This window comes from Phaeobacter sp. SYSU ZJ3003 (assembly GCF_041300735.1).
GTDB classification, from domain to species: domain Bacteria; phylum Pseudomonadota; class Alphaproteobacteria; order Rhodobacterales; family Rhodobacteraceae; genus Phycobacter; species Phycobacter gallaeciensis_A.
The window spans coordinates 1-877 of record NZ_PXNU01000153.1; the positions used below are offsets into that span (position 1 = coordinate 1).

Here is an 877-nt window from a genome sequence, read left to right on the forward strand (position 1 = left end):
CCTACGGCTCAGGGAAAGCAACGCCACCCTTCAAGCAAAGTTCAACATCAACAGGGACATCCCCCTGAGTGACCAAACGGGCCTGTGTATTTTCGGCCATGCCACGGATTAGGTGATCCAGTTTCGATAGCGCTTCCAACGTATCAACGCCCGCGGCTTCCAGTTTTTTCACCTGACCACGACTGATGTTGGCGACATTGAATAAGCTGTCGTCGGCCTGCCAAACGCCTTCGCAGTGATCGGCCCACCGGCACAGGCCGCAATCGGCACATGGCACAGGGCGTGTCGGCTGCGGATCAGCGACGAAAGCTTCCAGCCGTTCGCGCGCCATCCTTGCATAGGCAGCGTAATCCGCCAGGCGCAGCGTTACGCGGCTGCCGTCGCCCAATTCCACATGGGCGAATTCAGGCGCCACACCTTGAACTTCCGCCAGCAAATCAGAGTACAGGACCAGCTGGAGCACATGTTTGGGGTCAGCCCGACGTTTCAGTTTGGTATCTGCGACTTCATAGCTGAACGACCCAAGCGCCGAGGGTGTCTCGACACGTACCAGGAAGTCGGACCAGCCGCCCCAGTTCCCCGACAGAAACGCGCCCTGGAACACCACATCCGGACCAGCCGCGAGCGCCACGCGTGTGGCTTCGGCGTTTTCGCCAAGCTTGCCGCGCTCGATTTCAATGACGGTGCGCCCGGCCTCCTTCAGGTGGGCGAGATGCGCCACCTCATGGGCATCGCCCTGCTTTTGCAAAAGCGCTGCGTCCTCGGTGTCGTCGCCCGGCTCCGGGCCCGTTCCGCGCATATGTGCCAGATCAAGGGAATGTCCCGATCGATGTTGAAAAGCGTTTCGGGCGACGCTGCGGATTTCATGGTTATGCGG

Annotated in this window: 1 protein-coding gene; it reads right to left on the reverse strand. The window is 60.3% G+C overall.

Going from position 1 to position 877, the window contains the following annotated elements:
- Position 1: 1 nt before the first annotated feature.
- Positions 2 to 877: TM0106 family RecB-like putative nuclease (locus C6W91_RS21180; RefSeq protein ID WP_370571615.1), on the reverse strand; the 876-nt coding region annotated here is incomplete at its 5' end.